Here is a 14195-nt window from a genome sequence, read left to right as displayed (position 1 = left end):
AAACCCACATGACATTCCGTCCCGCTTTACGCCCCATTTCGCTCGCCGTGCTGAGCCTGTTTGCCAGCCTGAGCTTCCAGGCCCACGCCGACGACCTGCGCCGTCCCTACATCGTGCAGCTGACCGATAAACCGATCGCTTCCTACGCCGGTTCGGTGGAAGGCCTGGGCGCCACCCAGCCGGCCGCCGGCGGCCGCCTCGACCTGGCCAGCACGGAAGTGCAGCTGTACGGCGACTACCTCGAGCAGAAGCAGGCCCGGGTACAAGCCCTGGTCGCCTCCGCGCCCGTGCAATACCAGTACAAGATCGTCCTCAACGGTTTCTCCGCCCTGCTGACGGACGCCGAAGTGCGCCAGCTGCAAGCGAGCGGCGAAGTGGCCAGCATCGCCCCCGACGAGCCGCGCGCCCTGCAGACGAACTACACGCCCACCTTCCTGGGCCTGGACCAGCCGGGCGGCCTGTGGAGCCAGCTGGGCGGCAAGCAGCATGCGGGCGAAGACATCATCATCGGCATCGTCGATGGCGGCGTGTGGCCGGAAAACCTGTCGTATGCGGACAAGGTCGACGCCAACGGCGCCCCGACCTTCGACCCGAATGCCACCCTGGCGTATGGCGCCGCGCCGGCCGCCTGGAAAGGCAGCTGCCAGACGGGCGAAGGCTTTACGCAAGACCACTGCAACAACAAGCTGATCGGTGCGCAGTATTTCAATGCCGTGCGCCTGACCGAGACGGACAAGATCCAGCACTGGAGCGAATACACCTCGCCGCGCGATTCCATCGGCGACCCGAATGGCGAAGGCGGCCACGGCACGCATACCTCGTCCACCGCGGGCGGCAATGCGGGCGTGCCCGTCACCGTCAGCGGCACGCCGCTGGGCGCCATTTCGGGCGTGGCGCCGCGCGCCCGCCTGTCCGTCTACAAGGTGTGCTGGTCGTACAACCTGGCCACCCAGCCCACCGGCGCGAAAAACGGCTGCTACGGCGGCGACAGCGTGGCGGCGATCGAAAAAGCCGTGCGGGACGGCGTGCACGTGATCAATTACTCGATCAGCGGCGGCGGCACCGTCAACGATCCCGTCGAGCAAGCCTTCCTGCACGCGTCGAACGCGGGCGTCTTCGTTGCCGCGTCCGCCGGCAATGCGGGACCGGCCAATACCGTGGCCCACGTCAGTCCGTGGATCACCACGGTGGCCGCCTCGACGCACAACCGCGCCAACCAGGCCACCGTGACCTTGGGCAATGGCGCCAAGTACACGGGCGCTTCGCTCAACTACAATCCGCTGCCGGCCACCACTCTGATCCGCGCCCAGGATGCGGGCTTGCCCGGCGCCGATGCGCAAAAACTGGCGCTGTGCTACCGCGCCGGCGACAACGGCGGCGTGGCCCTGCTGGACCCGGCCAAGGTGGCCGGCAAGGTCGTCAGTTGCCTGCGCGGCACCACGGCGCGTACCGACAAGGGCGTCGCCGTGCTCGAAGCGGGCGGCGCCGGCATGGTGCTGGTCGATACGGGCGTGGGCCTGGTGTCCGACCCGCACGTGCTGCCGGCCGTGCACGTGAGCGCCGCCGATGGCGCGCTGATCAACGCCCAGGCACAGACGGGCGCGGCGACGGCCGCCATCTCGCGTTTCGTTACCAACGGCAACGGCCCCGCCGCCCCCGTGGTGGCCGACTTCTCCTCGCGCGGCCCGAACCTGTACGACGCCAACCTGCTCAAGCCGGACGTCACGGCGCCTGGCGTGGATATCCTGGCCGGCGGCACGCCTGCCCTGTCGCGCGCCCAGCGCGACGCCGTGCAGGATGGCAGCCTGGTGCCGCCGCAAGCCTACATCTTCCTGCAAGGCACCTCGATGGCCAGCCCGCACGTGGCCGGCCTGGCCGCCCTGCTGCGCCAGCAGCATCCGGACTGGAGCCCGGCCGCCATCAAATCGGCCCTGATGACGACCGGCAGCACCACCCTGCCCGACGTTCAGGCAGGCGACGCGCGCGGCATCCTGCCATGGGGCCAGGGCGCCGGCCACGTGACGCCGAACAAGGCGAGCGATCCCGGCCTCGTGTATGACGCCAGCCTGGCCGACTACAAGAAATACATGTGCGGCGTCGGCATGACGGCCGAATGCGCGGGCGGCACCATTGCCGGCTACAACCTGAACGTGCCGTCCATCACCATCGGCAACGTGCTGGGCACGCAAACGGTGACGCGCCGCGTCACCAACGTGGGCAGCAGCAGCGCCACGTACACGGCCAGCGCTTCGGTCAGCGGCTACAGCGTGGCGGTGTCGCCTGCCACCCTGTTGCTCGCGCCCGGCGAAACCAAGTCCTTCACCGTGACCCTGACGCGCACCACGGCGCCGGACAATGCCTGGCAGTATGGCGCCCTCGTGTGGAGCGACGGCGTGCACACGGTACGCAGCCCCGTCACGGCCCGCTCGGGCCGCGCGGTGCAGTCGCCGGCGCTGCTGCAGGCGGACAAGGTCAGCGGCCTGCGTTCGCTGACCCTGTCCACCGGCTTTGCCGGCAAGGTGGGCGCGGCGACGGGTGGCCTGAAGGAAGTGGCGCGCAGCGAGCAAACCATCAGCCAGGCCGCGCCGGGCAGCGTTGACACGCTGGCGCAGATGGCTGCCGCGTGCAAGGCGGGCGGCAGCGGAGTGCGCGTGGTCAATGTCAGCATTCCCGCCAGCACGGTGGTGGCGCGCTTTGAAATCTTCGACCGCGACACGACCGAGGGCGCCGGCAATGACCTCGACCTGCTGCTGCTCAACAGCGCCGGCGCGACCGTCGCCACCTCGGCCACGGCCGGCTCGAACGAGTCCATCACCGTGACCACCCCGCCGGCAGGCAGCTACAAGGTGTGCGCGATCGGCTACGAAGTGGCAAATGGCGTGTCGACCGGCTTCGGCCTGTCGTCGGCCGTCGTCACGACAGCCGACAAGGGCGGCAATCTGAAAGCCACCCTGCCCAGCAAGGTGTACGTGGGCGGCAGCGCCACGGCCGGCGTCAGCTGGTCGGGACTGGAAACGGGCAAGCGCTACCTGGGCGGCGTAGTCTTCCTTGATGGCAACAATGCGGCCGCGTCCACCACCGTGTTGTCGGTGGAGACCAACAACCCGTTGCCGCTGGCCGTCCCCAGCCAGCGTAACGTGAGAGTGGACGCCAAGCTGTAACGGTCTCGCTCCAGGCAGTCACACGGCGCGCCCTGCGGGGCGCGTTTTTTATGCGCGACGCGCGTACAATCGGCGCATGGGCGCCATGCGCCAAGGGAGCTTGCATGTCCGCATTTCGCCTCAGCATTGCCATCCTGGCCGGCCTGGCCAGCATCCATGCGCTGCCTGTCGCGGCGCAGGCCGCTGCGGCGCGGCTGTCGTATCTGGTGCAATTGCGCGCCCCGCCGCTGGCCTCGCAGGCGGATGGCGTGCATGGGCTCGATACGAAGAGCGACGCCGCGCGGCGCTACACGGCCCAGCTCGAAGCGCAGCAGCGCGCCGTGCTGGCGCTGGTACCCGATGCTCCCGTGCAATATCACTATACGACGGCCTTCAATGGCTTTGCCGCCATGCTGACGGCGGACGAAGTGGCGCGCCTGCAAGCGAGCCCGGACGTGGCGCGGGTGTCGCCCGGCAGCGTCGAACACACGCAGGATGGCGGCGGCAATGACAAGAATAAAATACAGGACCAGCGCTAATGGCTGAGCAGGCGCAGCGCGATGCCGCGCGAGACGGCTTGCGTGCGGTTGCTCACGCCCAATAATTTATAGATGCGCTGCAAATGGCTTTTGACGGTAGTGCCGCTGATGCCGAGGATTTGCCCCACCTCGTCATTGCTCTTCCCCTCCCGCACCCAGTGCAGCACTTCCAGTTCGCGCGCACTGGCTGCGCGCGTGGCGCCCGGACCGGCCGGGGGCGCACGCCGGCTGGCCGGCAGCGCCAGCCAGTGCAGGTGCAGGTAGGGCAGCAGCAATTCCAGCGCGTAGGCCTGGCGTGCCGCGTCCACGGTTCCCATGGCGAACAGGGCAAAAAAGCTGCCGCCCCCCTCGCCCACGCTGCCGTGCACCAGCACGCCATCGATGACGCCCGCCCTTTGGCCGCCCGCGCGCCAGGCCAGCGCCAGGCGCGCCAGCTGGCCCTGGCGCTCGCGCAGCTGCGCGTGATCGGGCGCGATGCTGTGCCACGCTTCGCTGCGCAGCACGGCCCCGTCGGCACCCAGCTGCGCGCACATTAATAAGTCGTGCGGCAACAGCGTTTGCAACGGCCCTTGGCTCCAGAGAAAGAAATCGCCGGACTCGGCAATGCCATGCGCGCCCAGTATCGCGTGCAGCAGGTATTCCTGTTCCCGCCCCGTCAGCAGCATCATGCGCACACGGCGGCATCAAACGCCAGATAGCGGTAGCCGCTGCCGCGCACGGTTTCGATGCGGTGGCCGCAACCGCCCGGCTGCAGCGCGTGGCGCAGCCGTCCCACGTGGGCATCGACCGTGCGCTCGTCGAGATAGGCCGCATGGCCCCACACCTGGTCGAGCAGGTGCGCGCGGCTATGCACGCGTCCGGGATGATCCATGAGGAAATGCAGCAATTTGAATTCCACGCGGCCCAGGCTGACGGGCACGCTGCCGGCCGTCACGCGCAGGGTATGCGGATCGAGACGCAAGACGGTGGCGCCGGCCGTGCTTGCGCCTGCGCGCAAGGCCGATGGCGTGCGCCGGCGCAGCAGCGCGTGCACGCGGGCCAGCATTTCACGGGGACCGAAAGGCTTGCACAGATAGTCGTCGGCACCGCTTTCCAGCGCCAGCACCTTGTCCTGTTCGCTGTCGCGCGCGCTCACCATGATGATGGGCAAGTCGCACAACTGGCCATCCTGGCGCACCTGGCGCAGCAGCGCAATGCCGGACGCATCCGGCAACTCCCATTCCAGCAGCAGCACGTCGGGCGGGTCGGCCGCCAGCAGCGCCAGCGCGCCGCGCCCATCCAGGGCGCAGCTGACCCGGTAGCCGGCGCCCGCGAGGTTATGCGCCAGCAGCGCCTGCATGGCGGGCGCAGGGTCCAGCACCAGGATATGGCCAGGCATCGATGCATCCTCCCGAAAAAAGTTGGCAGCAGTCATGAAAATACTAGACTACCCGACAAGTTTTTTACTATGCATCAAGCGTAAAACGGTGACCAATACAATTTAGTTTCCTGATTTATAGCTATTTCAAATAAATAGACACAGCACAGCGGCCCGCAGGCACGCTGTGTTCTGCTTGGCAAGACTATGCGCGCGTGACAGGCTGGCGGCGGCGCAGGGCAAAGCCGATCAGCGCCAGGCCACCCGTCAGCATCATCCATTCCGACGCTTCCGGCACGGCCGAGATCGACGCGATGCTGGCGTAGGTGCTGCCGGCGATGCTGGCGGGAATGCCGCCATTGAGCGGCGTCAATTCGAATTGCACGAGGTTGCCGTTCGCATTGCCCAGGTAGGCCGTGCCGCTGGCGTCGAGCAAGCCCACGCCAAACGTCGTGCCCGCGTTGCCGGCCGTGTTCAGGAAGTCGCCGCCAAAAACGACGTTGAAACCGAATTTGCCGCCCAGGGTCACGTTGTGAAACCAGTCGTTGTAGGCACCGCTATTGCCGAAGGTCAAGGTGCCGGGCAAGCTGCCGCTGACATTGCCGTCCTGCGATGCCAGCGCGCCAAAGGCGCCCGAGAAATTGCTGAGCACGGCGCTGGCGCCCGGTGCCGGGCTGTTGCCGGCAATAAAGGCGAAGTCGAGGAAACCGGCGCCCGAAAACTGGCGCGTGTCGATTTCCACGCGGTAGCTGAGCGGGTCCGCCAGTGCCACGCTGGAACTGGCGGCCAGCACGGCGGCCAGCACGGCGCGGCGCAGGGTAAGGTTGAATTTCGTTGTCAACATGGTCGTATCCTTAGAAGTTGCCGGCAAAAATGCTGGCGGAGTAATTGATCGTCACTTTCGACGGATTGGTGAAACTGACGGCAAACGAGGCCGTCGCGCCGGGCGCCAGGCTGGCCGCGTTGACGGTGACATAGGCGGCGCCCGCATGGCTGCCCGTGGCATTGGCCAGGGTCACGCCGGCCGGCAAGCCGCCGAACACCACCTGGAACGGACCGCTGATGGCCGCCGTGCCCGTGTTGGTGAAGGCGAACGTGCCCGTGTACTTTTGCGTCGCGCGGTTGAACGTCAGGCCGGAACTGGCTTGCGCCACGCCGGCCGTGATGTCGCGGTAGGCGGGCTGCAAGTCCAGGCTGATGACGACGGGGTCGTGGTCCGAGGCGCGGTAAGGCAAGGCGTTGTACAGGTCTTGCGGCTTGGCCGCATCGATGTTGTAGTCGATCACTTCCGGCTCGTCCGCATTCACATGCCACTCGGCCACGCCGGCCACTTGCGGGCTCAGCGAAGCGCTGGCCAGCGCATGGTCGAGGTAGCCGCTCTGGCCGCCGAATACATACGAGTACGGCATGCCGGACGGGCGCACGAAACGCTCGAGTTCATTGACGAAGCCGGCGCCCGTGATGACCTGGATCGGGTCTTCCGCGCCGTACGAATTCAAGTCGCCGATGACCAGCACGTCCGCGTCGCCGGCAGCGGCCGCCACCTGCGGCACGAAGCTGCCCACCAGGCGCTGGGCCTGCTGCACGCGGGTGGCGTTCCAGCAGCTCTGGCTATCGTTCTGGTCCGCGTCCAGCCCGCTAGTAGGGCAGCTGCCCTTCGATTTCAGGTGGTTGACGACCAGCGAGAATTTCTCGCCATTGGCGGCGCGGAAGGTCTGCGCCATCGGCGGACGGTTGTTGATGGCGTTGGCGTCCGACAGGGCGCCGCCCACCAGGCCCAGCTTGGCTGGCTTGTAGATCATGGCCACGCGGATGGCGTCCGTGCCCGTGGCAGCCGGCTTCGGCACCACGGCGTAGGTGACGCCGCCGATGGCGGCGTTGAGCTGCTCGACCAGGTACGTGACGGCCGTTTCGCCATTGTTCTGGATTTCCATCAAGCCCACCACGTCCGCATCGATGGCTTTCAGTTCGGCCACGATCTTGTCGCGCTGGCGCACGAACTCGGCCAGGTTGTCGGCGCCGCGGCAGTTCGATTTGGTGGTCGACGAACCCACGGTGCAGCCCTGCCCCGTCTGGCCAAACACGTTATTGCCATTGGTAAAGGTCGTAAAGAAATTCAGCACGTTGGCGCTGGCCACCTTGACGTTGCCTGACGGCAGCTCCGGGCTGCCCGTGCGCGGGTTGTCGCGCGAGAATTGCGGCGTCTGCGTCGGCTGCAATTTGTAGGCGGCGCCGCCACCGCCGATGGCACCGAAATCCACCACGCCCGTCAGGTCGGCCACCGTGTCGCCGCTGCGCACGGTGTTGTCCTGGCCGATATACGGTATCGTCGGCGGTGCCACGAAAATGCCATCATCGAGCACGATCAGGTTGTTCGCATTGGCGGCGATCAAGGCTTGCGCTTCGGCGGAGCCTGCCGGATAGCGGTTGGTCGGCACTTCGCGCCGTCCCGCCGACAGGGTCAGTTCGCCGCGCGCGCCCAGGTAGGCGTTTTGCGAGACGGTCAACGGCTGCGTGAAACGCACCAGCATGCCTTCCACGGCAGCCAGGTTGTCGTTCGGCAAGGTCACATTCGCCGGCACGATGCCGTGGCCCGCGCTTTGCGTGAGGATGGCCGTCACGTCCTTCAATTCCGTGTAGGAATTTTTCGCGCCCGACGGCGTGTATTCGACCACCGTGCCCGTCACGCGCACCAGTTCGCCCGGCTGCACGGTGGTGACGGCCGCGCCCGTGTACACGAAGATGCCGTCCGACGTAGACGGGTCGCCATCGCCGGCCGCGTCCTGCATGAAGAAGCCCGTGCCTACTTTCAGGGTGACGACGCCCTCGGTCGTCTGCACGGAATTGGCGTAGGGGCTGCTTGCACCGCTGCCCTGGATTTGCGGGATCGTGTGGCTGTTGGCGGCCAGGCCTTGCACGGCGACGTCGATCTTGCAGCTGGCGCTTTGCTGCTGGTCGTTGCCGAACTGGACGACGACGGGATAATTGCCCACCGGCACGCCAGCGGCCACCAGCAGACTCACGCTGGCGCTCTCGCCCGCCACGCCGGCCGCGCTGAAATTGGCCAGGCTGATGCCGGCCACGGCCGGCGACGCCAGGCTGGCCGCATTCACGACGCCATCCACGTCGGACGCTCGCAGCACGGCGCTGCCGCCACTGCCCAGCGCCAGCGCCAGGCTGGCCGGGCAGTTGGTGATGATCTGGTGCACGACGGGGCCGCCGCAGACATTCAGCGGCGAGGCGGTGTTGCGCGGCGTCACGCTGCCGGCGGCGAAGTCCACGCTGTTATCGTCCGTGTCGCCGCAGCCGCCATTCGCGCGCGCGATGGACAGGGTATTCGATGGCGCGGGCGCGACGGCGCCCTCAAAACCGTTGGCCGTGCCGAAACCGACCAGGTCGACGACGGCCGCGCCCGTGGGGCTGGTGCCCGTCTGCGCCGTCTTGTTATTGCTCAGCAACACCTTGCCTGCCGTACCGGACATGGCCAGGCTGCCCGAGGCATCCGGCGCGGGCAAGTCCTGCGTGCCGCCCGTCCCCTTGGCTTGCTGGACCAGCAAATACTGGCCCGGTTGCAAATCGATAGCCGGCAAGGCCGTCACGGCCCAGCTCGAACCGGCGGCCGACGCGTATTGCACGCTCCAGTTGCTCAGGTTCACGGGGCTGGCGCCGCGGTTGAACAGTTCGATGAAATCGTTGCGGTACAGCGCCCCCGTGTTGCCGCCACCGCCATACACCTGGCTGATGACGATATCGGAAGCAGCCAGGGCCGGCACGGACAGGCTGGCCAGCAGGGTAGCCATGACGGTCAGGCGCAGCGGCGTGCGCAAGGAGGAAAACGAGGTGTGCATGAGGATCCCGGTCGGTAAAGAGATGGTGCCGGTCCCGCAGGATGGGCCGGCGCGCCACAATTAACAAAAGTATTTCAGACTTGTTATTTGCATATTAAAGGCCAGGGATGACGACTTGATGACATTTGATTAAGCCGAACGGAGTAAAAGCCTCGACTGTGGCATGCGGGAAGACGCCTTTCTTCGTATTCGATAAGCAACAATAGCTTCACGGCGGCACGATAAAATAGGAGCTGCCAGGAAAATATGATATATTTCAGGCAAATAAGTTTTATTCTTGATAAGTCATTAGCAACTTTGAGAACCTTGCAATACAAATGGATCGAGCGGGCCCCATCCATGCCCGGCTCTTCATCTGCCATCCTGCCGTGCACAAACCATGTCGCACAGGTAGCGTAAGCACCAATTACATCCTCAGCGCCCGGCGATATGCGCCGCGCTCAGAATGCATTTCCAAGAGGTAAGTAAATGTCAACACCAGCCACCCCATTCAAGTTCGCTTCGTTGTTCGCCTGCAGTCTGTTATTGCTGGCGGCTGGCACGGCGCAAGCACAAAATGGCGCCCAGCGCGCCAGCGGCGACGAGAGACGCTGCCAGGCCACGGGAGCCGCCAGCAACGCAGGCGGCAAGGCCAAGGACGCCGACCTCGACAGCACCTACAGCGCTTGCAGCCTCGTCGATGGTTTCATCGGCTTCGGCGCACGCACCAATGACGGCACGAGCCAGACGCCGGAATTCGGCGAAGGCGAATCGAGCCAGGTATTGCGCCATCCGCAATCCGGCAACCAGGGTCACCGCCTGGCCAATCTGCTGGGCCAGCAAGGCGATGGCGGCGGCAGCGCAGGCGCACGCACCGGCAATGCCGGCGGCGAATACCGCTTTGGCACGCGTGACTTTATCGCCGTGCAAGACCAGCCAGTGATCGACGATGCCGCTGCTTATCGCGGCGCCGGCCGCGCCTACGCCGGCGCCGATAGCGTCTATGCACCACTGCTGACATCGTCCGGCTTTGACACGGGCGCCCCCGCAGGAAAAGCCGGTGTGGGCGGCGGCGGCGCAGGCGGCGGCATCGACAGCGGCAGCAATGGCAGCGGTGGCGGGGCCATCGTGCCGCCCATCACGCCCGCCGTGCCGGAACCCGGGACCTGGGCCATGCTGATGGCCGGCCTCGGCTTGCTGGCCTTGGCCCTGCGCCGCAAGGCCGGGCGCCAGGCATAAGAAAAAAGGCTCGCAAGAGCCTTTTTTTTCGTCCAGCTAAGCCGCCTCAGCGCCGGTATGCCAGATACGGCGCCGCCAGGGGATCGCCGATAAACAAGCCTTGCGCCGGCCACGCGACACTGCCCCAATACGCTTCCAGCGCCGTCATCCCGCCCAGATAGCGGCGCAGCAAGACTGTCGAATTGGGAAATTTCTGCCAGAAATTACACGGTTCGCTGACGGTGCCATAACTGGCCGTGGCGCCCGCCTCGAGCCAGCGCTGGCTGCTCATCTGCGCCGTGCCCTGCAAATCGCCGCCAAACGAGGTCAGGTGATCCGCCAGCGCCCCCGGCAGGAAACGCAGGGTATCGAGCTTGCCAACCTTGGCCATGCCCGTCTGGTAAATCATGATGTCCTGTGCTCCCTCAAGCGAATCGGCCTTGATGTTCTTGATGGTGAGCTTGCGCTGGCGCACCACGCCGGCAGGCGGAAAAAAGGGCGCACGGCTATTGCGCGCGCCTTCACTGGTGGTCAGGAAATAGGCGCTGGCGGGCGGCACGGAAAAGCCGCTGACCGTGCCGCGGTCCACGACGGCCTTGGCCTCCTCCACAAAATCTACCGGAAGCAACATCGACAGGCGCATGCCCATCTGCGTGAATGGCTGGTTGACAGTGCTGTTGAAGTAAGGACTCTGTTTGCCTGCATTGCAGGTCTTGGCGCACTGCGCCGCATCGTAGCCCAGGGTATATGCGGCCGTGATGGAATTGCACTCGACCGCGTACGGCGCGCTCCACACCATCAGTACCGCCTGGATTTCCGGCTTGAGCTGGGCGTCGATGCGCGACTTCAGCTGCGCGAACTGGTCCGCGCTGAGCTTTTTGGGCCGGTTCGGTATCGTCACGTGCACGACATTGGCGGCGGGGACGCCATGCGCCTGGCGGTAATATTCCCCCGCTTCCACACTGTTCGGTTCCGCATCGTTGATGACGATGGCCAATTGCGCGGCATTCAACCCTGGCGTCACGGATGGCGCATCGGCGTGCGCAATGCCGGCGGCCAGCGCCAGCGAAAAGCAGAGAGATGTATGCAATGGTCGGTATCGTCGTTGGGAAATATCCAGGCAGCCGTGCCGCAGCCACCCACTGTGCCGGTCGATTATAGTCCCATGTCGGTATGCGGCAAAAAAAACGGAGGCCGCAGCCTCCGTTTCATGCAAACAATTTTATTTTCAGGCTTGCAGCTTGCGGCGACGTGCCATGAAGCCGATCAGACCCAGGCCCGCCAGCAGCATGCCGTAGGTTTCCGGTTCCGGTACCGGCGTGACGGCCAGGATGCCGCTGTAGCTGCCGCCCGTTGGCGAGGCAACATAACCGTCGATTTGCAGGAAATAATTGCCAGCAGCCAAAGGCGTGGAGCCGGACTGCAGCGACCATGCCTGGTCTTGCGCCGTAAAATTGATCAGGTCAAGCGCGCCATGGAACAGAATGCCGCTGGCGTTGCCCAGGCTGAAACCGGTCAGTGTCAGGCCGGAGTTGACACTCGGCTTGAGCGAGGTCGCTAGTGCGCTCAGGTCGTTAAAACCCGTCACGCTGAACGTGAATTTGTCGCTGAAAAAGTTATTGCCCGCACCGGCCAACTGGCCTGGCGCCAGCGAAAACGAGCCCAGCAGCTCGCTGCTGGAATAATCGAGCAAATCTTGCGTCAGATCCACTGTCGCGTGGCTGATGTCAACCGGCGCCGCATGGGCTGCCAGGCTGCTGCCGGCAAACATGGCGGCCACGAACAGGGATTTCAGGAATTTTTTCATACTTTTCACCAAGATGACTGCAACCGGCTCATGCCAGTTGCGGGATGGAAACGCAAACGAGGATGCCAATCAGCCAGGACAGGCTCAAGCCGCCTTCTGGCGGCGGCGTGCCATGAAGCCCAGCAGGCCCAGGCCCGCCAGCAACATCGCATACGTACCAGGTTCCGGCACGGCCGATATCAGGCTGCCATTCGCGCTGAAGGCCGCGCCCGTGTTCGACACCACGTTGCCGCTCACTTTCAGATAGTAGGAACCGGCAGCCAGGTTGGCATACGACAGGCTCCATTTGTCATCGATGCCGGTCAGCAACTGATCGCCGCCCAGCAGCAAGGTATTGCCGACACTGCTGTACAAGCCGAAACCCGTCAGGTTCAAGCCATTCGTCGCGCTGCTGCTGCGCGAGTTCAGTACCACGCTCAGGTCGCTGGTCTTGCTCACGTTAAACGCGAACAGGTCATTGAAAAAATTGCTTTTTTGATTATTTTTAAACTTATCGCCAAAGGTCAGCGAACCGCCTGCGGCCAGATTGACGGCGCCAGGCGTGGAACTGATGTCGACGGGCGCGGCACAGGCTGCCTGCGCGAATAAAGCTGAACCGGCAAAGGCCAGCGCGGCCAGCACCGAATACGTATTTTTCTTCATGCGATTCCACTCAACGTGAATGCGGACGCGCCAGCGCGTCCGCATGAGTTATCTGATCAAACCAGGCAGAATCATAGCATAAAGCAATTTTTTATGTTAACTATTGTTTAATGAAAAGTTACTTTATAGCATCATTCTTTAAGCCAATAGTTTCACCGTGCGGATATCGTAAAAAGCGCACATCAGACGCGCTGGTAGACATCCTCCAGCCGCACGATGTCGTCTTCCCCCAGATAACTGCCCGACTGCACTTCGATCAGGTGCAAGGGCAGCTTGCCCGGGTTTTCCAGCCGGTGCGTCATGCCGATGGGGATGTACGTTGATTCGTTTTCCGTCAGCAAGGTCACCTTGTCGCCGCACGTGACCTGCGCCGTGCCGCTGACGACCACCCAGTGCTCGGCCCGGTGATGGTGCATCTGCAGCGACAGCTTGCCGCCCGGATTGACGGTGATGCGCTTGACCTGGAAGCGTTCGCCCACATCGATGCCTTCGTAGGCGCCCCACGGGCGGTAGACCTTGCGGTGCTGCACGTGTTCGCTGCGTCCCGCCTGCTTCAGGTGGTCGACCACCTGTTTCACGCGCTGCACCTGGTCCTTGTGCGCCACCAGCACGGCGTCGTCCGTTTCCACCACGACCAGGTCCTGCACGCCCAGCACGGCCACCAGGCGGCACTCGGCGCGCACCAGGCAATTGCTCACGCCATCGAGATACACGTCGCCGCGCACGACGTTGCCGTCGGCGCTGACATCCCCCTGCTTCTGCTGCACTTCCCACAAGGCCGACCAGGAACCGACATCGCTCCAGCCGATGGCGGCCGGCAGCACCACCGCATGCGCCGTATGCTCCATGACGGCATAGTCGATCGAATCGGACGGGCTGGCGGCGAAAGCCTTCTCTTCCAGGCGGCAGAAATCGAGGTCGCGGTAGCCGTCCCGCACGGCCGCTTCGCAGGCGGCCAGCATGGCTGGCTGGAATGCCGCCAGTTCGCTCAGATAGCGCTCGGCACGGAACATGAACATGCCGCTGTTCCAGAAATAATTACCAGCGGCAAGGAAGGACTGCGCCGTGGCCAGGTCCGGCTTTTCCACGAAACGCTCGACCTTGCAAGCTGCGGCGCCAGGGCTCACGGGCGCGCCGCTGCGGATGTAGCCATAGCCCGTTTCCGGCGCCGTCGGCACGATGCCGAAGGTGGCCAGGGCGCCATCGGCCGCCAGCAGCGCCGCCTCGGCGATAGACTGGTGAAACGCGACCACGTCGGTGATGACGTGGTCGGCCGGCAAGACCAGCATCAGCGCCTGCGGGTCGATGGCCAGCAGGTATTGCGCCGCCACCGCCACGGCTGGCGCCGTATTGCGGCCCACCGGTTCAAGCAGGATGCCGAGCGGCGGCAAGCCGATCTCGCGCAGCTGCTCGGCCACCATGAAGCGGTGCTCATTGCCGCACACCACCAGCGGTGGCATGACCTCGAACTCGGCCAGGCCGCTGTCGCCTGCGCGGCGGTTGGGCAGGCTGGTCACGCGCAGCGCCGTTTCCTGCAACATGGTCTTGTCCGTTACCAGCGGCAACAGTTGCTTGGGCAGCACGGCGCGCGACAGCGGCCATAAACGGGTGCCCGAACCGCCGGACAGGATGACTGGGTAAATTTTCATGGTTTCATTTCAAAAA

Annotated in this window: 11 protein-coding genes; 3 read left to right on the top strand and 8 right to left on the bottom strand. The window is 64.9% G+C overall.

The window, feature by feature from the left end; genetic code table 11:
* Positions 1-8: 8 nt before the first annotated feature.
* Complete coding sequence (locus ACQ4WQ_RS18665) at positions 9-3161, top strand: S8 family peptidase (protein ID WP_436499089.1); 3153 nt, start codon at positions 9-11, stop codon at positions 3159-3161.
* A 104-nt stretch (positions 3162-3265) separates the two neighbouring features.
* The gene (locus tag ACQ4WQ_RS18660) at positions 3266-3679 is read left to right on the top strand and encodes a protease inhibitor I9 family protein (protein ID WP_436499087.1); all 414 of its coding nucleotides are present in this window, start codon (positions 3266-3268) and stop codon (positions 3677-3679) included.
* Here ACQ4WQ_RS18660 and ACQ4WQ_RS18655 read toward each other — a convergent pair.
* The 4 genes from ACQ4WQ_RS18655 to ACQ4WQ_RS18640 all read right to left on the bottom strand — a co-directional run bounded on the left by ACQ4WQ_RS18655 (position 3676) and on the right by ACQ4WQ_RS18640 (position 8884).
* Complete coding sequence (locus tag ACQ4WQ_RS18655; RefSeq protein WP_326457299.1) at positions 3676-4347, bottom strand: LuxR C-terminal-related transcriptional regulator; 672 nt, start codon at positions 4345-4347, stop codon at positions 3676-3678. The genes ACQ4WQ_RS18660 and ACQ4WQ_RS18655 overlap by 4 nt on opposite strands.
* Positions 4344-5057, bottom strand: a complete 714-nt coding sequence (locus ACQ4WQ_RS18650) for a winged helix-turn-helix domain-containing protein (RefSeq protein WP_326457300.1) — start codon at positions 5055-5057, stop codon at positions 4344-4346. Before ACQ4WQ_RS18650 ends, ACQ4WQ_RS18655 begins: the two co-directional genes overlap by 4 nt.
* 184 nt (positions 5058-5241) lie before the next feature.
* Positions 5242-5880: an NF038129 family PEP-CTERM protein gene (locus ACQ4WQ_RS18645; RefSeq protein ID WP_436499084.1), complete on the bottom strand. Its 639-nt coding sequence runs from the start codon at positions 5878-5880 to the stop codon at positions 5242-5244.
* Between the two features lie 10 nt (positions 5881-5890).
* Positions 5891-8884 carry an ExeM/NucH family extracellular endonuclease gene (locus ACQ4WQ_RS18640; protein ID WP_436499082.1) on the bottom strand — a complete coding sequence of 998 codons (2994 nt, stop codon included), beginning with the start codon at positions 8882-8884 and terminating at the stop codon, positions 5891-5893.
* A 468-nt stretch (positions 8885-9352) separates the two neighbouring features.
* On the opposite strand from ACQ4WQ_RS18640, the gene ACQ4WQ_RS18635 reads away from it, so the two are divergent.
* Positions 9353-10102: a PEPxxWA-CTERM sorting domain-containing protein gene (locus ACQ4WQ_RS18635; RefSeq protein WP_326457303.1), complete on the top strand. Its 750-nt coding sequence runs from the start codon at positions 9353-9355 to the stop codon at positions 10100-10102.
* Positions 10103-10148: 46 nt separating this feature from the next.
* On the opposite strand, the gene ACQ4WQ_RS18630 is transcribed toward ACQ4WQ_RS18635, so the two are convergent.
* The 4 genes from ACQ4WQ_RS18630 to ACQ4WQ_RS18615 form a co-directional block, all read right to left on the bottom strand.
* Entirely contained in the window at positions 10149-11171 is a 1023-nt protein-coding gene (locus ACQ4WQ_RS18630; RefSeq protein ID WP_326457304.1) for a TIGR03790 family protein, read from the bottom strand.
* 138 nt (positions 11172-11309) lie between these two features.
* Positions 11310-11888 (bottom strand): FxDxF family PEP-CTERM protein, encoded by a 579-nt coding sequence (locus ACQ4WQ_RS18625; protein ID WP_436499080.1) that lies wholly within the window; start codon positions 11886-11888, stop codon positions 11310-11312.
* An 84-nt stretch (positions 11889-11972) separates the two neighbouring features.
* Complete coding sequence (locus ACQ4WQ_RS18620) at positions 11973-12530, bottom strand: FxDxF family PEP-CTERM protein (RefSeq protein WP_326457306.1); 558 nt, start codon at positions 12528-12530, stop codon at positions 11973-11975.
* A gap of 182 nt (positions 12531-12712) precedes the next feature.
* Positions 12713-14179 carry a mannose-1-phosphate guanylyltransferase/mannose-6-phosphate isomerase gene (locus ACQ4WQ_RS18615; RefSeq protein WP_436499078.1) on the bottom strand — a complete coding sequence of 489 codons (1467 nt, stop codon included), beginning with the start codon at positions 14177-14179 and terminating at the stop codon, positions 12713-12715.
* Between the last annotated feature and the right edge of the window lie 16 nt (positions 14180-14195).

This window comes from Janthinobacterium goodfellowi (assembly GCF_051380695.1).
In the GTDB taxonomy this organism is placed as follows: domain Bacteria; phylum Pseudomonadota; class Gammaproteobacteria; order Burkholderiales; family Burkholderiaceae_D; genus Janthinobacterium.
This window is presented reverse-complemented; position numbering and strand designations above follow the sequence as displayed.